Annotated in this window: 11 protein-coding genes; 6 read left to right on the top strand and 5 right to left on the bottom strand. The window is 66.8% G+C overall.

Annotated elements, in window-relative coordinates; translation table 11 throughout:
* Positions 1-83: 83 nt before the first annotated feature.
* From BAMB_RS32210 to BAMB_RS32190, 5 genes are read left to right on the top strand one after another with little or no spacing between them, the layout of a single operon-like run.
* On the top strand, positions 84-9,614 hold the full coding sequence (locus BAMB_RS32210) for a non-ribosomal peptide synthetase (RefSeq protein WP_011661342.1): 9,531 nt from the start codon (positions 84-86) through the stop codon (positions 9,612-9,614).
* Positions 9,611-10,267 carry a glycosyltransferase family 25 protein gene (locus tag BAMB_RS32205; protein ID WP_011661341.1) on the top strand — a complete coding sequence of 219 codons (657 nt, stop codon included), beginning with the start codon at positions 9,611-9,613 and terminating at the stop codon, positions 10,265-10,267. The genes BAMB_RS32210 and BAMB_RS32205 overlap by 4 nt, the downstream gene beginning before the upstream one ends.
* Before the next feature lie 53 nt (positions 10,268-10,320).
* Complete coding sequence (locus BAMB_RS32200; RefSeq protein WP_227739236.1) at positions 10,321-10,800, top strand: hypothetical protein; 480 nt, start codon at positions 10,321-10,323, stop codon at positions 10,798-10,800.
* Between the two features lie 16 nt (positions 10,801-10,816).
* On the top strand, positions 10,817-12,520 hold the full coding sequence (locus BAMB_RS32195; RefSeq protein WP_011661339.1) for a cyclic peptide export ABC transporter: 1,704 nt from the start codon (positions 10,817-10,819) through the stop codon (positions 12,518-12,520).
* Positions 12,492-13,556: a helix-turn-helix transcriptional regulator gene (locus tag BAMB_RS32190; RefSeq protein ID WP_227739238.1), complete on the top strand. Its 1,065-nt coding sequence runs from the start codon at positions 12,492-12,494 to the stop codon at positions 13,554-13,556. Before BAMB_RS32195 ends, BAMB_RS32190 begins: the two co-directional genes overlap by 29 nt.
* Positions 13,557-13,823: 267 nt before the next feature.
* Here BAMB_RS32190 and BAMB_RS32185 read toward each other — a convergent pair whose 3' ends face one another.
* Positions 13,824-14,657 (bottom strand): helix-turn-helix domain-containing protein, encoded by an 834-nt coding sequence (locus BAMB_RS32185; protein ID WP_127456119.1) that lies wholly within the window; start codon positions 14,655-14,657, stop codon positions 13,824-13,826.
* Between the two features lie 1,566 nt (positions 14,658-16,223).
* On the opposite strand from BAMB_RS32185, the gene BAMB_RS32180 reads away from it, so the two are divergent.
* Positions 16,224-17,972 carry a cholesterol oxidase substrate-binding domain-containing protein gene (locus tag BAMB_RS32180; RefSeq protein WP_011661335.1) on the top strand — a complete coding sequence of 583 codons (1,749 nt, stop codon included), beginning with the start codon at positions 16,224-16,226 and terminating at the stop codon, positions 17,970-17,972.
* Positions 17,973-18,295: 323 nt separating this feature from the next.
* On the opposite strand, the gene BAMB_RS32175 is transcribed toward BAMB_RS32180, so the two are convergent.
* The 4 genes from BAMB_RS32175 to BAMB_RS32160 form a co-directional block, all read right to left on the bottom strand.
* Complete coding sequence (locus tag BAMB_RS32175) at positions 18,296-22,675, bottom strand: autotransporter-associated beta strand repeat-containing protein (protein ID WP_011661334.1); 4,380 nt, start codon at positions 22,673-22,675, stop codon at positions 18,296-18,298.
* A 452-nt stretch (positions 22,676-23,127) separates the two neighbouring features.
* Positions 23,128-24,504, bottom strand: a complete 1,377-nt coding sequence (locus BAMB_RS32170) for an MmgE/PrpD family protein (RefSeq protein ID WP_011661333.1) — start codon at positions 24,502-24,504, stop codon at positions 23,128-23,130.
* On the bottom strand, positions 24,501-25,409 hold the full coding sequence (locus BAMB_RS32165; RefSeq protein ID WP_011661332.1) for a polysaccharide deacetylase family protein: 909 nt from the start codon (positions 25,407-25,409) through the stop codon (positions 24,501-24,503). The genes BAMB_RS32170 and BAMB_RS32165 overlap by 4 nt, the downstream gene beginning before the upstream one ends.
* On the bottom strand, positions 25,406-26,278 hold the full coding sequence (locus tag BAMB_RS32160) for a polysaccharide deacetylase family protein (protein ID WP_011661331.1): 873 nt from the start codon (positions 26,276-26,278) through the stop codon (positions 25,406-25,408). The genes BAMB_RS32165 and BAMB_RS32160 overlap by 4 nt, the downstream gene beginning before the upstream one ends.
* Positions 26,279-26,285 lie beyond the last annotated feature (7 nt).

The following is a 26,285-nucleotide window of genomic DNA, read 5'->3' as shown; positions in this document are numbered from 1 at the left end:
GGCCGGGCGGGGTTTGACCGGCGGGCGCCATGCGGCCTGCGTCGGATTGTTTCGGATGAACAAAACGTCTCAAGGAGTTTCGTGTGCAAGACAATAACGTACTGGTCACCGATCATCGCTATGCGCAAACCGCGCGTTTCTGGCGCGGAAGCCTTTCCCTGGTGACCGGCGTCTACCGGATCGCACCGCACGCGCCGAGTCCGCAGCCGGGCCGTCTGCTCACCCGCACGGTGCCGCTCACGCCCGCGTCGCTCGACCTGTTGCGGCGCATCGGCGACGGCGAGCTTGCCGAATTCGCCGTCACGGCCGCGGGCATTGCGTTGCTGCTCTGGAAGTACTTCCGGATCCCGGTCACGGTGCTCGGAACCCCGGGGCTTGCCGAGCATCCGTCGGCCCGTGCCGCAACCGTTCCGCTGATCATCGAGGTCCGTCCCGACGAGCGCATCGACGACTACCTGTCGCGCGTGGCCGGGATCGTGGAAGACAGCTATGCCGAGCACCATTTCCCGCTGGAAACGCTCGTGCGCAACGAAAAGGACATGGATCCCGCGCAGCTCACGAAGGTCTCGCTGGTGGACGACCGCGTGCACCGCGCGCTGAGCCGCGAAGACGACGACCTGCAGTTGCACCTGCGACTCGCGCGCGGCGAAATCGAGATTCGTTACGCAGGCGCCATCGAGCCTTTGCTCATCGACGGTTTCGCAGCGAGCCTCGGCGTGGTGCTCGAGGAATTCGAACACCTCGACAAGCCGGTCGGCGACATCGAGGCGATCCCGCCGCAAGCGCGCCGGATGCTGGCTTCCTTCAATGAAACCGCGACGGCCGGACCCAGCCATCCCACGGTCGTCGAGATGTTCGAAGCCCAGGTTGCCCGCACGCCCGCGGCGCCGGCGCTCGTCACCGACACTTCGCTCACGACCTACGCCGACCTGAACGCCCAGGCCAACCGCCTGGCGCACGAGTTGCGCCACCACCATGGCGTCGGGCCGGAATCGCTGGTCGGCATCATGCTCGACCGTTCCGAATGGATGATCGTCGCGATTCTCGGCATATTGAAGGCGGGGGCGGCGTTCGTTCCGCTGGACCCGGCGTATCCGGCCGAACGGATCAATCACATCCTCGGCGACACCGGCCTGTCGCTGCTGGTGACGCAATCGAGCCAACTCGCGCAGTGGTACGAATTCTCCGGCGTGACGCTGCTGCTGGATCAGGAGCTCCCCGGCTGGACGCCGCTGCCGGACAATCCGCCTTGCCGCGCCGAGCCGGCGAACCTGGCTTACGTGATCTACACGTCCGGCTCGACCGGGCGACCGAAAGGCTGCCTGCTCGAACACCGGAACCTGGCCCACTACATTGCGTGGGCCGCCGGGTATTACTTTGCGGACAGCACGACCGGCAGTTTCGGCCTGTACAGCTCGCTGTGCTTCGATTTCACGCTGACCAATATCTTCTGCCCGCTGGTGCGCGGCAAATCGCTGCGCATCTATCCGCAGTCGGAAAGCATCGACACCATCCTGGCCCGCATGTTCCAGCCCGGCAGCGGCGTCGACACCCTCAAGCTCACGCCCACCCACATTCACCTGCTGGAATACATGAACCTGTCACGCTCCGGCGTGCGCAAGGTGATCGTCGGCGGCGAGGAACTGACGCCCCAGCACATCGCGACGCTGCGGAAGATCGATCCCGCGCTCGACATCTACAACGAGTACGGTCCCACCGAGGCGACGGTCGGCTGCATCGTCGAGCGCGTCGACGGCACGCCGCCCACGGTGCTGATCGGCCGGCCCATCGCCAACACGCGCGTGTACATGCTCGACGACGCGCTGCGGCCGGTCCCGCTCGGCGTGCCGGGGGAAATCTGCATCGCCGGCGACGGCCTCGCGCGCGGCTATCACCAGCGGCCCGACGTCACCGCCGCGAAATTCGTCGAGCATCCGTTCCCCGGCGAAGCGCGCATCTATCGCACCGGCGACATCGGCCGCTGGCTGCCCGACGGACAGATCCAGTGCTACGGACGCGTCGACGACCAGGTCAAGATCCGCGGGCACCGTGTCGAACTGGGCGAGATCGAGGCCGCGCTCACCGCGCACGAGGATGTCGTCGGCGCGGCGGTCATGCTGCGCGAATCCGCGCACGGGGTGCGCAAGCTGGCGGCCTACGTCAAGGGTTCCGCGAACCTGAACGTTGCGGACCTCAGGGCCTTCCTCGCCGGGAAGCTGCCGGACTATATGGTCCCGTCCGACATTTTCCCGATCGCCGAATTTCCGCTCAACGCCAACGGCAAGCTGGATCGCCCGGCGCTCCTGGCCATGGAGCCCGCCGCCACGCCCGACGCCGCCAGCCTCGACGCCACGCCGATCCAGCTCGAGCTGGTGCGCATCTGGCGCGAAGTGCTCGACAATCCGGCCGTCGATCTCACCGGCCGCTTCTTCGACTACGGCGGAGATTCGCTGCAGGCCATGCAGCTCGTGTCGCGGATCTGGAGCAGCTTCTCCGTCGAGATCGGCATCGACGCCATCTTCGAACTCCAGACCATCGGCGCGGTGTCCGACCTGATCGAGGCGTCGTCGCCCCGGACCGGTTCGATGGCCGGCAACATCCCGCTCCGCTCGCGTGCGAACGACCTGCCACTGTCGTTTCCGCAGCAGCGCCTGTGGTTTCTCGCGCAACTGGAAGGCCCGTCGGCCACCTACAACATTTCGAGCGCGCTGCGTTTCGACGGCGATCTGGACATCGCGCGCCTGCGCGCCGCCGTGTCCGACATCAGCCGGCGTCACGAGATCCTGCGCACCACGTTTCCCGCCGTCGACGGCCTCGGGGTTCAACGCATCGCCCCGCCGGCGCCGGTCGCGCTCGACGTCGTCGACGTCGCCAGCGAGTCCGACACGCTCGCGCTGCTCGCCGAGGAAGCCGACCGCCCATTCGATCTCGCCACCGGGCCGCTCTATCGCGTCGTGCTGTATCGCGTGCACGCGCGCCTGCATGTGTTCGGCATCACGATGCATCACATCATTTCGGATGCGTGGTCGTCAGGCATCCTCATCCGCGAACTGGCCGCGCTCTATGCCGGCCAGTCGCTGCCGGAACTGGCCGTCCAGTACGCGGACTACGCCGCCTGGCAGCACGAGCGCCTGGCATCGGCCGACACGCATCGGGAACTGGCGCTCGTGAGCGCGGCGCTGGCGGATGCGCCGGACCTGATCGAACTGCCCACCGACCGCCCCCGGCCCGCCATCCAGCGTTTTCACGGCGCGGTGCTGCCGTTCCAGCTGAACGCCGAACGCGCCGACGGCCTGCGCGCGATCGCGCGCGCGTCCGGCACCAGCACGTACATGGTCGTGCTCGCCGCGTATGCGCTGCTCCTTTCGCGGTACAGCAACCAGCAAGACCTCGTCATCGGCTCGCCGATCGCCAATCGGCGCTCCAGCATGACCGAGCCGCTGATCGGCTTCTTCGCGAACATGCTCGCGCTGCGCGTGGACCTGTCGGGCAATCCGACCTTCGGCGAACTGCTGGCGCGCGTGAAGCACGTCGCGCTGGACGGCTACAGTCGCCAGGAGATTCCGTTCGAGCAGGTGGTGGACTCGCTCAAGCTCGAACGCAACCTGAGCCGCACGCCCGTTTTCCAGGCCGTGTTCGCGTATGAGAAAGCGCAGCCTCATGCGGTGGACTTCCCCGGTCTCGTGGCCACGCCGGTGTCGGTGGAGACCCACACCGCCAAGTTCGACCTCACGCTCCATATCCAGGATGCCGACCACGGGCTCGCGGGCTCGCTGGAATACAACCTGGACCTGTTCGACGCCGACACGATCGATCGCATGGCGGAACACTTCCGCACGCTCCTCGATGCCGTGGTCGCCGATCCGGACCGGCCGCTCAGCGCGCTTGCGTTGTCGAGCGAGGCGGAGCGGAACCTGCTGACCGTCGAATGGAACCGGACCGACACGGATTTCGGCGACGCCGCCGCGCAACCGCTGCACCGGTTGTTCGAACAGCAGGTCGAGCGCACGCCCGATGCCGTCGCCGCCGTCTATGACGACGTCGCACTCACTTATGCCGAACTCAACCTGCGCGCCAATCGCCTCGCCCACCGCCTCATCGAGCTCGGCGTCGCCCCAGATGTCCTCGTCGGCGTCGCCATGGAGCGCTCGCTCGACATGGTCGTCGCGCTGCTCGCGATCCTCAAGGCCGGCGGCGCTTACGTCCCCGTCGACCCCGAATACCCCGCCGAGCGCGTGCGCTTCATGATCGACCACGCGCAGTTGCGCTGGCTCCTTACCCAACAGCATCTGCTTGACGCGCTGCCCGACACCGACGCCCGCGTGATCGTCGTCGATCGCGACACGCTCGACCTCGATGCCGCGCCCGCGTCCAATCCCGCACCTGCGCTGAGCGGCGAGAACCTCGCCTACATGATCTACACCTCCGGTTCGACCGGCAGGCCCAAGGGCGCGCTCAACACCCATCGCGCCATCACCAACCGCATCCTGTGGATGCAACACGCGTACATGCTCGGCGCCGACGATGCCGTGCTGCAGAAGACCCCGTTCAGCTTCGACGTGTCGGTCTGGGAATTCTTCTGGCCGCTCATCGCCGGCGCGCGCCTCGTGTTCGCCCGGCCCGGCGGCCAGCGCGAGACCGACTACCTGGTCGAACTCATCGAGCGCGAACGGATCACCACGGTCCATTTCGTGCCGTCCATGCTGCGCGCCTTTCTCGATCATCCGGACCTCGACGCGCACTGCACGTCGCTGCGCCGCGTCGTGTGCAGCGGCGAGGCGCTGCCATACGACCTGCAGCAGCGTTGCCTCGCGCGCCTGGACGTCAGGCTGTTCAACCTCTACGGCCCCACCGAGGCCGCCGTCGACGTGACCGCCTGGGAATGCCGGCGCGACGACCCGCACCGCATCGTGCCGATCGGCCGGCCCATCGCCAATACGCGCGTCTACATCGTGGACGCGCAGCTGCAGCCGGTGCCGGTCGGCGTGGCGGGCGAGCTGCTGATCGGCGGCACGCCGGTCGGGCGCGGCTACCACGGCGAACCCGAACTGAGCGCCGAGAAGTTCATCGCCGATCCGTTCTCCGCCGATTCGCAGGCACGCCTCTACCGCACCGGCGATCTCGCGCGCTACCGGCCCGACGGCAACATCGAATTCCTCGGCCGCATCGACCATCAGATCAAGCTGCGCGGCCTGCGCATCGAACCCGGTGAAATCGAGGCGGCGCTGCGCGAGCATCCGTCGGTCGACGACTGTGTCGTGATCGCGAAAACCGACGGCGCCCGGACGTTCCTGATCGCCTACGTCGCGACCGCATCGCCGGACCTCGCCGATCTTCGCGGCTATCTGAGCGGCAAGCTCGCCGACTACATGGTGCCGTCGAAGTTCGTCACGCTCGAATCCCTGCCGCTGCTGCCCAACGGCAAGATCAACCGCAAGGCGCTGCCCGTCCCGGCGGACGCGGTCGACGCGGCCCAGCCGCACGCGCCGGCCGTCACGCCCCGGGAAATCCTGCTGGCGTCGATCTGGCAAGACGTGCTGCAACTGCCGTCCATCGGCATCCACGACAATTTCTTCGAACTGGGCGGCGACTCGATCCTGAGCATCCAGGTGATTTCGCGCGCCAATCAGGCGGGACTTCGCGTGACGGCGAAACAGCTGTTCCAGTATCAGACGGTCGCTCAGCTGGCCGCCGCGCCTGAAGAACGGGCAGCGCACACGTCGAGCGTCAGCCCGCTGGGCGATGCGCCGCTCACACCGGTCCAGCACTGGTTCTTCGAACAGGAGATCGATACGCCGTCGCACTACAATCAAACGGTCCTGATCCAGGTGCCGGCGGATATCGACGCGTCGAGGCTCGCCGACGCGTTCCGGCAAGTGTACGAACATCACGATGCATTGCGCCTGCGTTTCACGCGCAGCGCGGGCCAGTGGACCCAGGAAGTCGTCGCCGCAGGCGAGATGCCGGCGCTCTTCGCGAAGGAAGTGCTGGCAGGCGATGCCGGCGAGCGCATCGCGGCGATGCGCGCCGCCGCCGAGGAAGCGGAACGCGGTATCGACATCACGCATGGCCCGTTGCTGGCGGCCCGGCTTTTCTGCTTTGCCGACGAACCGCTCGCCCGCCTGTTCGTCTCGATCCATCACCTTGCGGTGGACGGCGTGTCATGGCGCGTGCTCCTCGAGGACCTGCATGCCGCGTATCACGGCCGGCCGTTGCCCGCGAAGACGACTTCGTTCCGCGAATGGGCGTTGCATCTGCAGCAACTGGCGCGGTCGCCGGCCATCGGCGACGAGGCCCCACGGTGGCAAGCCCTCCTGTCGCAGGACGTCGAGCCCATGCCGGTCGATTACCCGGCCCCCGGCGCGGCCAATAAAGCGGCCAACAATGCGGTCGGCGACGCGGCATCCGTTTCATTCGAGCTGGACGAAGCCGACACCACGGCGTTGCTGCGCCGGCTGCCGCGGGCCTACGACACCCGCATCAACGACGTCCTGCTCGTCGCGCTCGCGCAAGCCTGCAGCATGGCCACCGGCAACGCCCGCACCCGGATCGATCTCGAAAGTCACGGCCGCCACGTGTCGGATGCGCCGCTCGACGTCACCCGAACGGTGGGCTGGTTCACCTCCATCTACCCGATCGTGCTCGAGGCCGACGCGATGCACACGCCGGAGGAAGCGCTGCGTGCCGGGCAGCAGCAGCTGCGCCGGATTTCGGCCGACGGCCTCGGTTATGCGCTGCTCCGCTACCTGAGCCCCGACGATGCCGTGCGTGACAGCCTCGCCGCGTTGCCGAATGCCGATATCCTGTTCAACTATCACGGGCAGCTCGATACCGTGCTGCAGCAGTCCGATGGCTGGAGCCCGGCGGCCGAAGACCTCGGTTCGCTGCGCGCCGAGCGGTCCCGGCGCACGCACGCGTTCGAGATCGTCGCCGCCGTTTCGGACGGCAAGCTTCAGGTGGACTGGCGCTACGGCGAGCGTCTCCACCAGCGGCAGACGGTCGAAAACCTGGCCGCGCATTTCAAGGACCGCTTGCTCGAGTTCGTGGCGTCGGTGTCCGACACCGCGTGGGACAACGTCGAAGACAGCTACCCGCTGTCGTCCCTGCAGCAGGGCATTCTGTTCCATTCGCTGTACGAACTGGACCCTGCCGCCTACTTCCAGCAGTTCAGCTTCGTCGTCAGCGGCCCGCTCCAGGTGCCCGCGCTCCGGCAAGCCTGGGCCAACGCGCTCGCGCGCCATCCCGTATTGCGCACCGCGTTCGCGTGGGCCGATCGCGACCATCCCGTCCAGACCGTCCTGCATACGCTCGACCTGCCGTGGACGTTCCTCGACTGGCGACACCGCGACGCGTCCCGCCGCGCGCAGGACTTCGATGCGTTCCTCGCCGACGACCGGCGGCGCGGCTTCGATCTGCATCGGGCGCCGTTGTTCCGCTGCACGCTGATTCAGGAAGCGGACGCACGTTATCGGTTCTGCTGGAGCGCGCACCACATCATTCTCGACGGCTGGAGCACCGCCACGCTGATGAAGGAAGTGTTCGACGATTACCTGTCGCTCGCCCGCACCGGCACGCCCGCGGTCGCGTCGTCGGCGCCGGGATACCGCAGGTACATCGACTGGCTCGCGCGTCATCCTCGTTCGGCCGACGAAGCCTGGTGGCGCGCCAATCTGGCCGGGTTCCACGCCGCCACGCCGGTCGCGGCCAAGCCGGCCCGGCAGATCGCCGGCGACGCCGCGCGGCAGGACACGCTCCGGACACAGCAATGCCTGCTGGACGAGGCCCTGACCACCCGGCTGCAAGCGCTCATGCGCACCCATCGCCTCACCCTCAACGTCCTGATACGCGCGGTCTGGGCCCTGGTGCTGCGGCGCCACGCCGGGACGAACGACGTCGTGTTCGGCGTCACCGTGTCCGGCCGCCCGCCGCAGCTCGACGGCGTCGAGTCGATCGTGGGGCTGTTCATCAACACGCTGCCGTTTCGCGTGCGCATCGCGCCGGAGCGCCCCTTCGTCGAGTGGCTGGCGGAGGTCCACGCAGCCCAGACGGCGATGGAGCCGCATTCGTACAGTTCGCTGGTCGATATCCAGTCATGGAGCGAACTGTCCGCCCGCGACAGCCTGTTCGACAGCCTGCTGGTGTTCGAGAACTTCCCGGTTGCCGCCGCGCCCGATCTCGGGCCGGACGGCATCGAGATCCGCGACACCCGCGCCTTCGCGGAATCGAATTACCCGCTGACCCTGACCGTACACCCGGATAACCGCCTCGCGTTCCTTATCACGCACGACGCGCACCGCGTCGCCCCCGACGCGGTGCGGCAGATGCTGGGCACCCTCCTCGCGTTGCTGGAACGATTCGCCGACGATCGGGCGCAGCTGACCGGCCAGCTCGCCGATGCGCCGGCGCCGGCAGCCGGCAGCCGGCCGGGCGCGCCGCGCGACGTGGCCGCCGCTGCCGCGGAACCCGCCCACCCCGCCCAACCCGCCGCCGGTGCGGCCACGACGGCACGCGCCGTCGCGCCGACGGCGGACGAAAGTACGTTGCTGGCGATCTGGCAGCGGATCTTCAAACGAGACGACATCACGGTCAGCGACAATTATTTCGACCTCGGCGGGCACTCGATCATCGCGATCCAGCTGATGGCCAATGTCGAAAAGGCGTTCGATCGCCGGCTGCCCATTTCCTGTCTCTTCGAGAATCCGACGATCGAGAAACTGGCGGCGGCACTGGCCGGGAAAGCGCCGTCCGCCCCTGCCGGCGAACTCGTGACGATCCGGGACGGCGGTCCCGCCGCGCCGCTCTTCCTGCTGCCGGGCGCCGGCGGGAACGTGGTCTACTTCCACCCGCTCGCGAACCACCTGAGCGAGGCTCACGCGGTGCTCGGCCTCGAAGCGCTCGGCCTCGACGGTTCCTGCCTGCCGCTCACCCGCGTGGAAGACATCGCGGCCCGTCATATCGAACGCATCTGGCCATTGGTGGGCGCGGGTCCGTACTACCTGGCGGGCCACTCGTTCGGCGCGCAGGTGGCGCTCGAAATGAGCCGGCAGCTCGTCGCCAAGGGCGCCGTCGTCAAACTGCTGGCGATCTTCGACGCGTCGGCCCCCGTCGACAGTTCGGCCGCAACCTACTGGCAAGACTGGGACGACACCGAATGGCTGGTCGCGATCGCGCATGAAATCGGCACCTTCCTCGGGACCGACCTCGAGGTGACGCGAGCGGACCTCGTCGCGCTCGACCCCGACGCCCAGGCCGGCCTGATCCTCGACAGAATCGGCGACCGCGGCAACTGGTTCGCGGATGCCGGATCCGACCGCGTGCGCGCGTATCTGCGGGTCTATCAGGCCAACTTCAAATCGCGCTACGCGCCGCAAGCCACCGCGCTTCCCGTGCCGATCGCCTTGTTCCGCAGCACCGAGCGGGACCCCGGCGACTACGATCCGTCGCCCGAGATCGCGCAGCTGCGTCTGGACCCGACCTGGGGCTGGTCGCGCTTCTCGGCGCTGCCCGTCGAGGTGACGGACGTACCCGGCGACCACCTGACCATGCTGCTCGATCCGCACGCCGGCGTGCTCGCTACCCACGTCAATCCGTTTCTGGAAAAAAAGCCCTCATGAACTCGACACCGACGATCGACAACACCTTCGCCCGCAAGGTCTGCATCAATCTGGACCGGCGCCCCGACCGCTGGGAAGCCATGCAAAGGAAATTCGCGGAGCAGAACATCCTCACGGTGGAGCGACTGTCCGCCGTCGACGCGCGGCAGGTGACCGTACCGGAATCCTTGCGCCATATGCGTGCGCAGGACTACGGCTGCACGATGAGCCATCTCGCCGCCGTGAAACAGGCCAAGGCCGCCGGCGCGAGCGAAGTCCTGATCTTCGAGGACGACGCGTTCTTCGACCGCGACTTCGCCGCGCGCTTCCCCGAGTTCATCGCGCAGGTGCCGAACGACTGGCACATGCTGTTTCTGGGCGCCTATCACTTCACGCCGCCCATTCCGGTCGCGCCGAACATCGTCAAGACCGTGGAGACGCTCACCGCGCATGCGTACGTCGTCAGGGACTCGCTTTACGACGCATTCATTGCGATCAACGAAAACCCGCCGGCGATCAACGACCGCAACAACCTCGTCCTGCAGCAGACCTTCAATTGCTACTGCTTCGAACCCAATCTGGTCGGACAGGAGTCCGGTTACTCCGACATCATGGACGAAGTCATGCCGGAAAAGCCGCTGACCTATTCCCTTCCGATTCCGGACGGCTGGTAATGGCTGCGGCCGGCGCTCGCAGCGATCCCTCTCTCGACAGACCCTTGAAGATCATGAAAATCACCACCGTCGACCTCGAAGCGGCGTTCGTCAAGTCCGCGCTCGATTCGCTCCACCGGGACTGCAAGCTCGGCGAGGCAATTTCGCTCGCTTACGGGAAATGCGAATCGACCGCCGACGTGATCGACCTGATTTTCCCGTTGATCACGAAGAAACGGCGGGTGGATTACGTGCTGATGTACAGCATAGAAGGGAATCCCCGCACCCTCCTGCAGTTTCTTCGACTGATCGATTCGCGGCTGACACATGAGCCCAGCTGGACAGTCGCGTCGATCGAGGCTGCAGTGCGCAGCGTGGCCGATTCATCGAGCCTCGGTTGGGACCGTGCGCAGCGCTTGCTGAAGTGCTGCATCCTGTTTTCCGACTCGCCGCTGGAAATCGTGGAAAGCATCACGTTCCTGGGCAAGCACGAAACCTCGTCGAGGTTGAGATCAGCGGCAAACAATGTCGAACTCAGCCACCTGATCAACTGAGTCATATTGGCAACTCATGGATTCCGCTCAAAGTAAATCGCCGCCGTGGCATTCGGCCGCCACCCTGATGTGGCGCAGTCATCCCTGGTTAACGCTGGGCACGGTCCTGACGGGCCTCGTCAGCGGCATCGCGTCGATCGTGGGCGTCGGATTGATCAGCCGGGTGCTGCATGACGGGGAGGATCGACAGACGCTGTTGCTGCTGTTCGTTGCGGTGAATGTCGTCGCCGTTCTATGCAGAAGCAGTGCTGCCGTGATGCCCTCCTATGCGTGCATGAAAGTCATGACGAAATTGCGCGTCAACCTGTGCAAAAGGATCCTGGCGACCCCGCTCGATGAAATCGACAGGCGCGGCGCCCCGCATGTGCTGACCATGCTGACTCAGGACATTCCGCAACTGAGCCAGACCCTGCTCACCCTGCCGACGATCATTGTTCAATCCGTCGTCTTGATATGCAGCATCGTCTATCTCGCCTATCTCTCGTGGATTGTCTTCGCTTCGACGATCCTCCTGACCATCGTCGGCCTGGTGCTTTATCTGTTTTTCTATCGAAAGGCGGTCAATTTCACGGAGCGGGTGCGCGATGAATTTGTCCAGTTCAATGAATATACGCATGGCCTCGTGTTCGGCATCAAGGAGCTCAAGCTCAACCGGGCGAGGCGGCGCTGGTTCACCCGAGCCGCGATCGAATTGTCGTCGAAGCGCGTGGCAGGATTCAATTACATCGAACGCTTCTGGTTCATGGGCGGCGACAGCATCGGCCAGATCACGGTAGCGGTCCTGCTCGGATTCCTGCTGTTCGGCGTACCTTCGCTCGGCGTCGTGGCCCCTTCCGTACTCACGGCGAGCATTCTGGCCGTTCTGTACATGATGGGCCCGCTGACCATGCTGATCAATATTCTGCCGATCGTGGCCGAAGGCAAGACCGCGCTCGCGCGGTTGGCGGAATTCGGCTTTCTGCTCGACGACACGCAGGATTCACCCAAGGAACCGGCCGCCGCTGGCACCGGGGAATCGTCATCGGCAAAGCCATGGAAGCGCATCGAGCTGCAAGACGTGAAGATGAACTACCGCGACAACGAGTCGTCGGCCGACTTCGTGCTTGGCCCCATCAATATGACGATTCATGCCGGCGAGCTCGTCTATGTCATCGGTGGCAACGGCAGCGGCAAGAGCACGTTGGGCAAGGTACTCAGCGGCCTCTATGCGCCGACTGAAGGCCATATTGCGCTCGATGGACAAGTCATCGACGACGATGCCAGGGAACGGTACCGCAACCTGTTTTCCGCCGTATTCACCGATTTCCATTTGTTCAACCGCATCATCGGGCCGGATGGGGAAAATGGCAGCATCGAACTTGCGCGGCAATACCTCGACACGCTGAAATTGGCGGGCAAGGTCGAGATCAACGGCAAGACGTACTCGACGACCAGGGCTTTATCGACAGGACAACGCAAGCGGCTGGCGTTGCTTTGCGCGTACATCGAAGATCGTCCGATTTACATCCTGGACGAATGGGCCGCCGATCAAGATCCGGTTTTCAAGCGATTTTTCTATGAAGTGCTGGTTCCCGATCTGAAATCCCGCGGGAAATGCGTCGTGATCATCACCCATGACGATCAGTATTTCAAGCTGGCGGACCGCGTCATTCGCCTGGATAGCGGCCGCATCTTCTCCGATACGGCCATGTGTGCCGTGCGAGCCGAAGTCGCGGGATGAGCCGCGCGCCACGCCGGATTCGGCAGCCGGCGATTCATCGGCTGTCCCGGCTATCCGTTACAGACGCGTTCGCAATGGGGTGTTTAAATCACGTCGGCAACCATGCGCGCAAGCGCAGCTTCAACGTCTCATCAGGAATCCTTTCATGGAGTTCAGCAGATTGTTCGCACACGTCGGCGAAGCGATCTCGACCAGCGGGACCCGACGCTTTCCCCGCATGATGTACAGCCTGATCTGCGCGGCGGTCCCCGTCGACGAAATGCGCATTTCGGCGTTCGCGGCCGACGCCGCGCCTGACGGCGATCTCGGAATGCGCAGCCTCGGCGTGGCCGGCGCGGCGCTCACGAAGGCCGGCCCGGCCGCTGCCTGTCACGGGCCGCGGATGCCGCCGCGCCTCGACACGAGCCGCGTGCACGTCTCCGACACGCTCGTCGGCCATGCCCCCACCCACGCGCTGCTCGACCGCTTCTTCCTCATGCAGGCGGAGACCGTGCCGCCGCATCGCGTGCAATTCCATCTGGTGACCCGCAAGCGGGGCCACTATTACGTGATCTCGTTGTATCGCGCGAATACGTTCGACGATTTCTCGCCGCGTGAGCGGAGCTTCCTCGAGGAGCTCTCGCACGTGCTGTTTCCGATCGTCGAGAGCCATGTCTCGGCGCTCGATTCGGCTCCACCGGTCGCCCGTGTGACCAGCGCCGCGCCGGCGGCGACGCAATCGGGCCGGGAGCGCGTGGCGCGGCGGTTCGCCGATCGTTTGCGGCAAGCCGGCGTCAAGTTGTCCGCGCGCGAGATCGAGGCATGCACGGCGCTGCTGGCCGGCGACACGGTGTCCGCCATCGCCGTGCGTTTCGCGCTGCGCGAAAGCACCGTCGAAACCTATCTGAAGCGGGCAGCCGTCAAGCTGGGCTTCGGCGGGCGTCATGGCCTGACGCGCTGGATGCTCGAGGAGACGGCCGGGACCGCGACGGACGCCGGCCGGGACGGCACGAGAAACGCGCCGCGCGACTGCGCGGCGCCGTGCATCGGAACCTGAAGGCTCGCGGCCCGAACGCGCGTGCTGCCTACGCAGGCGACGCGCGAAACTACACGGGATGGCGGCCGCCGGCCTGCCCCTCCCGTCGCGCGCCGGCAATCCGGCCGGCGACGCAGACCGAACTGCCGCACCCCGTGACCTCGCCGTCATCGCCCGCGACGACGCGCGGCGGTGCGGGCACGCGCGGCAGCCATTCTCATTCCGGCACGTCGGCCGGTGGCGCTCGTCGTGCGCCGGGTATCGACGTGCGCGCCTGGCGTGACGGCATCACGCCGCCGACGCGCACGGCACGTAATCGTCGATCATCCATTTCGTGAGCCCGTGCCGGCCGCTGATGCCGAGCTTCACCGCGGCGCGCTTGATGTACGTCTCGACCGTGCTTTCCTTCACCCCGAGCTCGCCAGCCATTTCGCGCAGCATCTTGCCCGCGAGCAGGCCGAGGCACACTTCGCTTTCGCGCGCCGACAGCACGACCGCCGCGCGCGCGAGCCGCGATTCGAACTCGTGGCGCAGCGCCTCGACGCCGGGCATGGCCGGCGTCGCACCGGGCGCCGCCGCGCCTTCGAGTTCGCCGTGCCGGCGCGTCGACGCATGCCACTCGACGAGCGGCAGCAGCGTATCGGCGAAACTCTTCAGGAACGACATCTCCTGCAACGAGAAGTCGCGATGCGATGCCGTTCGATGCAGCGAGATCACGTAGCGGCGATTCGCCTTGCCCGACACGAGATGGCACTGAAATCCGCCGCCCGGCGCGCGCGGCGGCGCGACTTCGCCGCCATTGCCGCCATTGCCGCGCCGCATCAGCGGATTGATGTGAATGAGCTGCCGGTCGCAGGCAGCCACGATCCGGTTCGACAGCGGATGCGCTGCCGGTTCCCGCTCGCCGTGCGCGGCCGGCGCGCCGGCGCGCCCGTCGTCGGCCGGCACGCCGAACGCGCCGAGCGATTGTACGCGAACGACTTCGCCCGCCGGCTCGTCGAGCGTCCATTCCGTCATCCGGGTGATCGCGAGTGGAATCGATTCGACCAGCAATGCATGCATGTCGGATGCGAACCGCTCACTGCCGGCGCTCGAAATCACCTTCCCGAGCTTCGCGAACATCTGACTCTCCTTGTTGTGCATTCTTGAGGACGGCGACGCAACGCCAGCGCGGGCGAGCCGGCACGGTGTGCGCGGCGCGCGTTTCGTCACGCTTCGTCGCGTGCCTCTGTTGGCGGGCGATGCGCCGCCGCCATCGCGCGCCGAGGCGTTCGGCTCACGCGAAATGGCGGCGCGCCGCTCCCTGTTCAGTTCGATGCGGGATCGCGTTCGGGGCCGGGACGGTCGGGCAAGCATGCCCAGCCCGCGATCCGGAAGACGCCATGCTCGTGCGAACGACCTTCAGGCACGGCGAGCGCAGCCTCGTCACCGACGGTCGAACAGCCCGATGACAAGCATGAAACAGGCACGATGTTTCCTCCTTACTGGACGGCGCCATGCAGGTGGCGTCGCATTGATGGACGATCCTTACCGGCGAGCGCTGCGAGAAGCTGAAACATCCATTTCAGTCAATGAGCGTTGCTGGATGAAAACGCCATGCCGCCGGACGCGCTGAATCCCAGAATCGGAAAACCCGGCGTCAGCCCGGAGCTGACTTTATTCCCGCCGAATTCAACAAAAATCACGAACAAAAAACGAAACGGTTCTTTCCATTGAATTTGATCCCTGCATATCCCAGCCGCGTATGATAGCGACGATTTAAAATCCTTGCAGTTACCGTTATGTCCATTTTTTTAGTCACGCCGCGCGCGATCCTGAAATCGATCGATCTGCGCGCTGCGCAGCGATGCGATTCTAAGTTTTCTGGATAAATCAACATCCATTTACCACGAAAGTTTGTAAAAATTGTCTCGGTGCCACATACCACGGATTCTCATCCGAATCCTTAAGCGAGAGGCGAATTGTTGATTTTCATCATGCTCTTCTCGCCCGCCGACCTGGCCTCCAGCAGTGTCGTCCGGATATTGTTTCGCGTTTCTCAACGATCGATTCGATCTATGTGCCGATAAAACATAATCCCCGTCGTCGGCCTGCGGCGGCGGGCCGTTGATTACCCTTTCAAGCGATAAAAATTGCCGCGAACATCATCTTCAGCACCGCCCACACCGGTGTTGCAAAATACCCACAAATGGCGAAGCCATTGCCAGTCATAAAATTTCCATATTGAAGGGCGCGGAATTTGTCAACTCCACCACTTGCCGCCCGATAAATAAATTGTTACGCTTTCCAACGGAATAAATAATGCATCGTCAATCGATTTTAAATTACGGGCTGGTTTATTTAAAAAAACGAAATATGTAAATTAATATTCACGCGCAATCATCTTTTGTCGATCGTCGCGGCGAGCGCTTCGCCACGCGCTATTCAATCGAATCTCCCTATCCGTCTGCCGGCAGGACAGGCCGACGGCCAATTGAAGAAGTCGCCCGGCGGTTTTCCGATTTCCCCTTGGACATCCGTGCTGAGGTGCGGCCGCGCATTGCCGAACGCATCGCGCTTTTCAATCCTGGCCCGCCAACACGCAACGCTTCCCGCGCGTCACGGCTGCCCGAATTGCCGCACCGGTCTCAACGCGCCACTTGTCGTCTTTCCAATCTGCAAAACAATTCCGAAAAATTGGAGCACACCATGAGTCACGACTTCCGAGACGAACCTGCGCCGCGCCGCGCCTTCCTCGCCGACATGGCGAAGCTCGCGGCGGCCGGCGTCGTCACCGGCTGGACGCCGCTTTACCAGATTGCGGCGCACGCGCGGACGGCTGGCGCGACACCGCCCGGCTTCCCGGCCAATATCCCGCTTTACAAGCAGGCGTTCCAGAACTGGAGTGGCGAGATCGCCGTGCAGGACGTATGGACCGCCGCGCCGCGTTCCGCCGACGACGTCGTCGCGGCAGTCAACTGGGCGCGCGCGAACGGCTACCGGATACGCCCGCGCGGCTACATGCACAACTGGTCGCCGCTGACGCTGGACCCGAGCGCCGGCGCGGCGAACCTCGTGCTGCTCGATACGACGCAGTCGCTCACGGCCGTCTCCGTCGACACGTCGGCGCGTCCGGCGCGCGTCACCGCGCAAACGGGCGTCTCGCTGGAGGCGCTGCTCGCGACGCTCGAGCAATATGGGCTCGGCGTGATCGCCGCGCCCGCGCCGGGCGGCATCACGCTCGGCGGTGCGCTCGCGATCGACGCGCACGGCACCGCCGTACCGGCGGCCGGCGAGACCCTGCAACCGGGTCACACCTACGGCTCGCTGAGCAATCTCGTGGTCGCGCTGACCGCGGTCGTGTTCGATGCGGCCCGGCAGCAATACGTGCTGCGCCGGTTCGAGCGCAGCGATCCCGAGATCGGCGCGTTCCTCGCGCACATCGGGATGGCGTTCGTCGTCGAAGTCACGCTGATTGCAGGCCCGAACCAGCGGCTGCGCTGCCAGAGCTTCGTCGACATTCCGTCGTCCGAACTGTTTGCGCCGGCCGGCACGCCGGGCCGCACCATCGCGTCGTTTCTCGATCGCTCGGGCCGGATGGAAGCGATCTGGTTCCCGTTCACGACCAGCCCGTGGCTCAAGGTCTGGACGCCGACGCCCGGCAAGCCGCTCCTGTCGCGCGCCGTCACGCAGCCCTACAACTATCCGTTTTCCGATTCGATCTCGCAGTCCATCTCGGATCTCGTCAAGCGGATCGTGATCGGCGGCGAAGGCGCATTGACGCCATTGTTCGGCCAGACGCAGCTGGCCATCACGACCGCCGGCCTCGCACTCACGCTGAGCGGGGACATCTGGGGCTGGTCGCGCACCGTGCTGCAGTACATTCGGCCGACGACGCTGCGCGTCACCGCGAACGGCTACGCGATACTGGCGCGGCGCGCCGACGTGCAGCGCGTGATCAGCGAATTCGTGCAGTTCTATCAGAATCGGATCGACGCGTACAAGGCACGCGGCGAGTACCCGATCAACGGTCCCGTCGAGATCCGTGTCACCGGTCTCGACAAGCCGGCCGATGCCGGCGCCGGCGCGGTCGTTCCCACGCTGTCCGCGCTCAAGCCGCGCCCCGACCACCCCGAATGGGACATCGCCGTATGGTTCGATATCCTGACGTTACCGGGCACGCCGGGCGCCGATCGCTTCTATCGCGAGATCGAGCAATGGATGCTCGCGAACTACACCGGTTCGTATGCGACGCTGCGCCCCGAATGGTCGAAGGGCTGGGGCTATACCGACACGGCCGCGTGGCAGGACGGCACGATGCTCGCGACCACGATCCCGAACCTGCATCGTGACGGCCAGCCGACGTCGAGCAGTTGGGATGCGGCGCGCGCGACGCTCGAACGCTACGACCCGAGCCGGATCTTCCGGTCGCCGCTGCTCGATCGGTTGATGCCGTAGCGATCGCTGCGGAAGTCGGCGGCCATGGCCGCAACGGTACGGAGCACGTGACGATGCGCGGCGAGACAGGTTCGAGATCGTTCCTCAGGACGCATTGGGCATGGTGGTCGCGCGGCTACACGCACGTCGACGGGCTGCACGACTTCCCGCCTCCACCGATGCCCGGTGTCGCTGGCGCACTCGCACCGGCGGAACCTGCCGGTGCGGGTGCAGGTGTTCATGAACCGAATGGCGCAATCGCTTGCGCCTAGCTGGCGCCTGTGTCGGGTCGCGGTCGCGCGGATGCGAAGCGCAACCGCACAGCCAAATCCATACCCCCGCAGTCAGAACGCGTGATTGACCCGCACATACGCCGACTGCGCCGACACATGGCTCGTGTCGATCGTCGCATCGAACCCGAGCGATACCGTGGTCGCCTTGGCGGCTTGAAGCGTGACGCCGGCGCCCGTGGTCAGGAATGAACGCGGCAGATCGGTGCCCGGCGCGGCGAACACGGTCCCGTCCTGGCTTCCCACCTGGACGACGCGGCGCGCGCCCAGCACCTCGTGCGCATAGGCCACGCGAAGCTGTACGTTGACGGGGCGCAGGGCATCGCCGAAGGCCTTGTCGAGCGAGACGCCGACGTAAGGCTGGAGGCTCCTCGCGCTGTCGGGGCCGACGTGCAGGTTCTGGCCGTTGGCGCCACTCTCGCCGAAGCCGCTGCCGCGCACGTACGCATACCGGAGCCCGATATGCGGCGCGATCCGAAGGCCGCCGGCGTCCATGGGCAGGCTGGCCTGCGTCGCGGCGGTGAACTCGTGGCCGAGATGATCGCCTTCGGCAGTACCCGCGCTGCCGAACGGCCGCTTCTGCGACAGGAAATCGAGCCCATAGCCGACCGTGGCCGACAGGTTGACTGCACCCACGGGCTGCGCGCCATACAGGGCGACACGCAGCGTATCGATGGCACCCGATGCGCCTGTCGTGTCCTCACCCAGCGTGGTGTGCGTGTAGCCGCCGGCCGCACCGACCGTCGCATCGCCGAGCCGTCCTCCCGCGCCCGCCAGGAACCCATAGGCGTGGGTGAGAAAGCCGGGCGCGCCGCCCGTGCCGCCCACCTTGGTGCTGGAACCGCTGGCAACGGCCCATACGTTGCGCGAACCGGCCGCGTTATCCTGCGGGCCCACCAGACGGCCGAGCAGCGTCGAACTGGCGCCCTGCGCCTGAAGCAATGCCGTCGTGCCGAGCGCGGTGTAGATGGAGGTCTTGGTCGGCGCGATGACAGTCGGGCCGGCCGGCGTGGGCCCGGCGGCTTCGGCGAGCAGCAAGTCGACTCCATTGGCACCGTAGTCCACCGATGACTGCAACGCGCCGAGATTCGCGCCGGCCGTGGTGGTGCCGACGTTCGCGAAGCGGCCCGTCACGCCGTTGGCGGCACTCAGCACGGTGTAGCGGCGTGCGGTATAGGTGCCGGGATCGAACAGAACGGCCAATGAGCCGTTGAGCGTCGCGGCACCGCCTACGCGAAGTTGCGACGCCTCCGTCGGGCTGACCTCGATCGACAGGGTGCCGCCGGCCGCCTGGGTATAGTTGCCGCCCACGGACAGCGTTCCGATGGAGCCGCCCGGCGCGACCACGCCGCTGCTGCTGACGTCGCCCGATACCGTGCCGTGGCCGCGCAACGTGCCAAGCGAGTTCACCACAACATTGCCGCCCAACACCGCACCGGCATTAGCCGCGTCGCCCACGGCCAACGTGCCGCCAGCCACCGTCGTCGTCCCGGAGAACGCGCTGCTGACACCGTTCAGCGTCAGCGTGCCCGCGCCCTGTTTGACCAAACCGCCGGTGCCGCTGAGGCTGCCGCTGAATGTTTGCGACGAGTCGTCCGACAGCGTGAGCGCATTGCCGCCGAGCACCACGCGGCTGCCTGCCACGCCGGAGAGATGCGCGACCGTCTGGCTGCCGCCGGCGGACAGATCGAGCGCGGCCGTTGCGCCGGCCAGCGTGACCGACGTGGAAGAGGCAAGCCGGCCGGCACCCGACAACGCGAGCGTGCCCGCGTTGACCATCGTCGCCCCGGTATAAGTGTTCACGCCGGACAGCGTCTGCGTGCCGCCCGCCACGGTGAGCCCGCCGGTGCCGCCGATGGCGCCACTGAACGTGCCGGACGCATTGGCCAGCGTCAGCGTGCGGCCGCCCAGCGCGACCGTGCCCGTGCCAGTCAGCGCGTTGACGGTTGCGCCGGAGGTCGTCCCGGAAATGTCGAACGTGCCGTTGTTGATGACGCCGCTGGAGTTGGCAATGCTGCCGGCGCCTGACAGCGCGAGCGTGCCGGCGCTGATCGATGTTGCGCCGGTATAACCGTTGGCGCCCGACAGGTTCTGCGTGCCGCCCGCAACAGTGAGCCCGCCGGTGCCGCCAATGGCACCACTGAACGTGCCGGTCGCATTGGCCAGCGTCAGCGTCTGGTCGCCCAGCGCAACCGTGCCCGTGCCCGTCAGCGCATTGATCATGGCCCCTGCGGTGGTCCCCGAGATATCGAACATGCCGTTGTTGACGACCCCGCTGGAAGTGGCAATGCTGCCCGCGCCGATCAATGCCAACGTACCGGCATTGACAGCGGTGACACCCGTGTAGGTGTTCGCCCCGGACAGCGTTTGCGTACCGCCGCCGACGATCACTGCACCCGTACCGCCGATGGTTCCGGCGAACGTGCCGGCCGCATTGGCCAGCGTCAGCGTCCGGCCGCCCAACGCAACCGTGCCCGTGCCGGTAAGCGCATTGATCGTGGCCCCTGAGGTAGTCCCCGAGATATCGAACGTGCCGTTGTTGACGACCCCGCTGGAAGCAGCAATGCTGCCCGCGCCGGTCAACGCGAGCGTGCCGGCATTGACGGTGGTGACGCCCGTGTAGGTGTTCACCGCCGACAGCGTTTGCGTACCGCCGCCGACGGTCACCGCACCCGTACCGCCGATGGTTCCGCCGAACGTGCCGGCCGCATTGGCCAGCGTCAGCGTCTGGCCGCCCAGCGCAACCGTGCCCGTGCCAGTCAGCGCATTGATCGTCGCCCCGGAGGTAGTCCCCGAGATATCGAACGTGCCGTTGTTGATAACCCCACTGGAAGCAGCAATGCTGCCCGCGCCGATCAGCGCGAGCGTGCCCGCATTGACGGTGGTGCTCCCCGCATAGCCGGCGGCGCCGGCTATCGCCAGCGTGCCGGTACCCGCCTGCACGAGGCTGCCCGTCCCGCTGATGGTGCCGCCATACGACACCGTGTCGCTGCGGTTGAAAGCCAGCGTGCCGTTGTTGACGATGTCGCCGACGACGGAGCCGGTGGCTCCGCCATTGCCGATCTGCAGCGTGCCGGCGCTGATCGTGGTGCCGCCGGTATAGGTGCTGTCACCCGTCAGCGTGATCGTGTGGCTGCCGCTCACGGCCACGTTGCCCGTCCCCGATATGACGCCTGAAACCGCGAGATCGGTCGTGTTTGAGTTCAAGGTCACGCGGGACGCGACATCGCCGAGCGTGATGTGGTTGGACAGTGCAAGCCCCGGCGTGCCCGCGGTGATGGTGGCCGACGCACCCGCTGCCACGTCGAGGTCACCGATGATGTTGGACCCGCCGACCAACTGCAGCGTATCGTTCGCTCCGTTGAACCGGATGGCTGCCGCGCGCGTCACGCCATCCGCGAACAGGCCGCCCGCAATCGTGCCGCCGTTGACGATGACATCGCCGCCATTGGCGATGACACCCGCTCCCGCGGCCCCGCCGTTGCCGGCACCGCCCGTGATCGCGCCGACGTTGGACAGCACGGTGAAGCCACCGCCCAGGTTGACGCCTGCGCCGCTGGCGCCGGCCGTGCTTCCGCCACCGCCAGCGGCACCGCCCACGCCACCCACGATCGTCCCAAGGTTGGTCACCTGCGAACCCGGTCCCACGGTCAGCAGCCCGTCGCCGCCACCACCGCCGCCCCCGGGGTTTCCGCCGCCTCCCCCGTTGCCGCCATTTCCGCCAATGAGCGTGCCGCGGTTCGTCACATCGGCCGCCGGCGTCACGATCACCAGCGCACCGCCCCCGCCTCCGCCACCGCCACCGTTGGAGGCAGGCCCCGATGTGCCGGCGCCGCCATTTCCGCCTGTGCCGCCCTGCACCGTCACGCCGTTGTTGACGGTCACGCCGGTGCCGGTGGAATACACGCCCGCGCCACCGCCGCCGCCACCACCCGCGAAATTGAATCCGTCGAAGCCCTGGCCAGCGCCGCCTTGAGTGTTCCCGTTGATCACGGCATCGCCGGCGGGCGCTACGCCGGGCGCCCCGCCGGGGCCGCTCTGGCCACTGTCGTTCATGGCACCGGTTCCGCCTGTCCCGCCCGACGTGGGCCCGCCAGGAACCTGAATCGTGGTGGTGCCTCCGCCCAACGCAGAGGCACCACCGCCACCGCCGTTACCGCTGCCGCCGTTGCCGCTGCGGTCCGGGATACCGTCGCCGCCGGGGGCGCTGCAATTCGCGATGGTGCTGACAGTGCACGTGGCGGCCCAGCCCGGGAGGGCCGTGCCCGCCAGGCCGAGCGACATGCCGATGGAAATGATGGAAGCGGCGCAGCGGCGCGCAGGCATGGCGCCATGGCTGGCGTCGATCCCGCCGTGCGACGCTCGTGTGCGTTCGGATACCACTTGCGGGGCGCGCAAGGTGCGGTTCCAGACCAGCCGATAGACCCGGTTCATGTTGATCCCCTCGATGCATCGACCCATCGGCCTGGCACTGGTCACGGAGAGGCTGGACCGATGGCGCGACGGACCCGTTTCTGTTGTCGTTCTCTGGCGCGCCGGTCCGCGGGTACTACGGCTCTTGGCTCATCGGTCGGGGCGCATGCGCGCGCAATATAACACCTGCACGGGAAACATTGCCCGGGCTGTCGCGGGCCCGCCACGCTCCGGGGTATCCGGCCGAATCCCGAAAAAAACACGCTGTGTCGCCCCGGCGCGTGGTTGCTTGCTGTGTCACGCAGATCGGCTGATCCACTCCACGTTTACGGGCACCGCCGTGGTCAACATCTATCGGTCGCTCGCCGCATAGCACTTCACGCCGACCTGCCCCGTTGCCGGTGCGTTCGCTTATACGCTTGCGTCGAAGCCGAACTGGACCGGCCAGCGTTTCACGGATCCTCACGAGCCGTTTAGCGCGCATTCCCCGCGAGCAGCGCGTTCAGCATCCGCGCGTCCGCCAACCGCTCCAGCGACAGGCACGCGTCGCTCAACGCATCGACCTGCGCATGCTCGAGCGCCATGCCCGCCAGCGCACGATACTTCGCCAGCAGCGCCGCGTCGGACAACGGATTGCGCGGATCGCCGAGCGCGATCGGCACGTGACGCGATTCCCGCCGTCCGTCCGCGCGATGCAGGCTCACCGTCGGCTCGTCGAGATCGCCCAGCGCCGGATCGACCTCGATCGCGATACGTGCGAGCAACGCCGTGACGCGCGAATCCATCCGCCTGTCGTCGCGATAAACGCCGATCCCCGTGTCGCCATACGCGAGGGCCGCCGCCACCGCGTACGGCAGGCTCATCTGCGCCGACGACAGCGTCGACAGGTCGCGGCCGCCGCACATCCGGGCCACGAACGCGCTCGCCCGCACGACCACGCGCTCGATCTCGCCGGCGTCGAACGTGTGACCGTCCGCAAGCTGCAGCGCCGCGTCGATTGCCGCATGCGCGCTGCGGCACGACGCGTGCGGCTTGATCGAGCAGCGCATCAGTTTCCAGTGCGCGCCGAGGCCGTCGGTCAGTGCGTCGGGCGCATGCGATTGCGCGGCGAACGTATTGAAGAAGCCACCCCACACGTCGTCGAACACGCTGGCCGGGCCCGTCACACCTTCGCGTGCCAGCAGCGCCGCGAGCACGCCGCCTTCCGCCGCCCGGCCGGCATGCAGCCGCTTCGTCTGCGAGCCGTCGTGGATGAAGCCCCACAGACCACCGGAGAAACTTGCCGCATGGCCGAGCGCGTCGCGCGTGCGCGCGGCGTCGAGTCCGAGCACGCGTGCGCTCGCGGCCGCCGCGCCGAACACGCCGCAACTGAGCGTCGAGTGCCAGCCGGCACCGTTGTGAGCCGAGTAGCCGCCGGCGGCTTCCAGCACGCGGCGGCCGACGTCGTAGCCGAGCACGATTGCGGTCACGCATTCCCGGCCGGTCACGGGGCGGTCCGCGCATGACAACGCGGCGAGCACGGCCGGCAGCACGACGGCGCCCGAATGATCGCAGCCGCCGGCATCGTCGAGCTCGAGCGCGTGTGCGGCGATCCCGTTGACGAACGCGGCGTCGCGCGCGCTTGCCTTGCACCGCGTGCCCCACAGCGACGCACCGTCGCGCACGACCGCGCCGGTGAGCGCACGTGCGCTGCGCGTCTCGACGGCCGAGGTGCCAGCCAGTGCGGCACCGAACGTATCGAGCACATGACGCGTGGCCTTGGCGACGACATCGTCAGGCACCGCGGCGGCAGGCGTTTGCGCGACAAACGTCGCGAGCCGCGTCGCGCGCGTTTCGGTATCCATCGTCATCGCGCCGACGCGTCTGCCACGCAGCGTGCAAACACGTCGACCGGATGGTTCGGCTCATTGTCGTGAGCCTGCTCGCGCCACCAACGCGCAACATCGCGCCCGGTCGCAAACCAGACGTCGCCCGCATCGCGCAGGTGCGCGAGCAACGCACGCAGCAGGTCGATCCGCCCTGCCGTGCCGATGATTTCGGGATGCAGCCGCAGCACGCAGCACAGCCCGAAGCGCCGAAACCCGTCGACATCGCGCCGCCAGTTGTCGAGCACGTCGCGATACGCGGCGATGCGCGGCTGACCGGCCGGCACCGGCGGCGACAGGTTGAACTCGAAGTACGGCTCGTCCTCGAGTTCGTAGTGCAGCGGCAGCTCGACGAGCCGCAGGTCGGTCGCGCCTGCGCCGGCGCGCGGATGCAGGTACGGCAAATCGTCGCCGCGCCACGACGACGACCACGTGAAGCCTTCCGCCACGAGAAAATCCGCAAAGCCGTCGGCCCAGTTGCCGGTGAACGAGCGAAAGCCTTCCGCGCAGTGTCCGGTCGCGTCCGCGAGCGCCGCCCGCCCGGCACGGCACGCGTCCATCTGCGCGGCAAGCGGCAGCGCGTCGAAATCCTCGCAGCGAAAACCGCTCACGCCGAGCTCGTGGCCGGCGGCGGCGATCGCCCGCACGGCGCCGCCATGCGTCTGCGCGACGCGGCCCGGCACGAACCAGCTCGTCGGTACGCTGAATTCGTCGAACGCGGCGAGCAGCCGGTCGACGCCGCGCGTCGCGCCGTAGCGCCACACCGACAGCGATTTTTCCCGGCCGACGATGCGCGGCTCGCGTGTCTGGATGCCATGAATGTCGTTGAAGTCGACCGTGATCGCGACCGCGCATCGCGCGCCGCCCGGCCAAGCACAAGGTGTGTTCACATGTCGCTCCGGTGCGTGGGTTGCGCGCCGTGCGCGTGCTGCGCGAGCCACCAGTCGGCCACGTCGCGGCAGCGCGCGAACCACACGCCATCCTGCGCGCACATGTGGCCGAGCCACGCCTCCAGCAGCGCGATGCGCCCCGGCTTGCCGCAGACTTTCGGATGAAGCAGCGTCGTCAGGCACAGCCCTTCGCGGTATATCCCGTCGAATTCGCGCGTCCAGTTGTCGAGCGTCGCGTCGTAGCCGGCGATCCGGTCGAGCCCCGCCGGATAGTCGGGGTTGCGGTGATACGCAAGCGACGCGTAATCGTCGGTCTCCCAGCGGCCGGGAATCTCGACGAGCGGCGGCTCGCCGTCCGCGCCGGGCAGCAGGTACGGACGGTCGTCGCCCCGCATCGAGCTCGAATAGCGCACGCCCGCTTCGCGCAGCACAGCCACCGTCGCGTCGCTCCAGTCACCCGACGGTGTGCGGAACCCGACCGGCCGCACGCCGAGCGTGCGCTCGAAGATGTCGGCCGACTGTGCCATGATCTCGCGCTGCCGCCAGGGCTCGAGCGCCCAGAACGCTTCGTGCCGGTAACCGTGATATCCGATCTCGTGGCCGCGCTCGACGATGGCCGCGCATTGGTCGGGCCAGGTGCGCGCGACCCACGCGGGCACGAAGAACGTCGCGGGCAGGCCGAACGACGCAAGCATGTCGAGCAGCCGTCCGAGCGCGCGCCACGGCCCGTAGCTGCCGAGCGTGAAATACGCGGGGTTGCGCCAGATCGACCCGTTCAGCATCGCGTCGCCGGTCGGGCCGTCGAGATCGAACGCGAGCGCGACGCACGCGCGCTTCGCGTCCGGCCAGCGGGGAGCCAGGTCCGTCATCGCGCGC

The sequence above is a fragment of the Burkholderia ambifaria AMMD genome (assembly GCF_000203915.1).
Classification (GTDB): domain Bacteria; phylum Pseudomonadota; class Gammaproteobacteria; order Burkholderiales; family Burkholderiaceae; genus Burkholderia; species Burkholderia ambifaria.
Note: the sequence above shows the minus strand (reverse complement) of the source record. Positions and strands in the feature narration are given on the sequence as shown.

Coding starts and splice junctions, on each gene's coding strand:
- BAMB_RS32200 (WP_227739236.1), top strand. CDS start 10,321: ATGAAAATCACCACCGTCGACCTCGAAGCGGCGTTCGTCAAGTCCGCG.
- BAMB_RS32205 (WP_011661341.1), top strand. CDS start 9,611: ATGAACTCGACACCGACGATCGACAACACCTTCGCCCGCAAGGTCTGC.
- BAMB_RS32170 (WP_011661333.1), bottom strand. CDS start 24,504: ATGACGATGGATACCGAAACGCGCGCGACGCGGCTCGCGACGTTTGTC.
- BAMB_RS32180 (WP_011661335.1), top strand. CDS start 16,224: ATGAGTCACGACTTCCGAGACGAACCTGCGCCGCGCCGCGCCTTCCTC.
- BAMB_RS32185 (WP_127456119.1), bottom strand. CDS start 14,657: ATGTTCGCGAAGCTCGGGAAGGTGATTTCGAGCGCCGGCAGTGAGCGG.
- BAMB_RS32195 (WP_011661339.1), top strand. CDS start 10,817: ATGGATTCCGCTCAAAGTAAATCGCCGCCGTGGCATTCGGCCGCCACC.
- BAMB_RS32160 (WP_011661331.1), bottom strand. CDS start 26,278: ATGACGGACCTGGCTCCCCGCTGGCCGGACGCGAAGCGCGCGTGCGTC.
- BAMB_RS32175 (WP_011661334.1), bottom strand. CDS start 22,675: ATGAACCGGGTCTATCGGCTGGTCTGGAACCGCACCTTGCGCGCCCCG.